This window comes from Pseudomonas sp. AC463, assembly GCF_979253585.1.
In genome coordinates this window covers 1-488 of the sequence record NZ_CEEDDZ010000100.1, presented here as the reverse complement: position 1 = coordinate 488, position 488 = coordinate 1, and the positions used below count along the sequence as shown (strand labels likewise).

The window sequence follows — 488 nt, the reverse complement described above, 5'->3', positions numbered from 1 at the left end:
CGACAGCTTCGCGCCCGAGGCGGAGATCGACGCCGACGCGCTGACGCGGGCGCTGGACCGGTATGATTTCCGTTACCAGCGTGCGGCGGATACGACGGTGCCGGTATGGAAACTGCGTCATGGCTGAGGCGGCACGCGTCCTCGACATGATTGATGCGCGGCCGGCGTTCACGGCGGCGGATGCGGCGGCGATGCAGGTGCGGTTCGACGGCGTCGAGGCACCGGAGATGCTACGCCAATTGCTGACCGGCGAACTGGCGGGGCGGGTCGCGTCGGTATCTTCGTTCGGCGCGGAATCGGCGGTGCTGCTTCACATGGTCGCGAGCATCGATGTCGACGTGCCGGTGATCTTCACCAACACGCAGAAGATGTTCGGCGAAACGCTGGCATACCGCGACGAACTGTCCGAGCGACTGGGCCTGACCGACCTGCGCGTGTTCCGGCCCGACCCGCGGCGGCTGGCGGCGAAGGACAAGACGGGGTTACGC

Annotated in this window: 1 protein-coding gene; it reads left to right on the top strand. The window is 67.2% G+C overall.

Going from position 1 to position 488, the window contains the following annotated elements:
* Positions 1 to 119: 119 nt before the first annotated feature.
* On the top strand, positions 120 to 488 hold a 369-nt coding region (locus AC0IYH_RS29275; RefSeq protein WP_471837523.1), incomplete at its 3' end, for a phosphoadenosine phosphosulfate reductase domain-containing protein.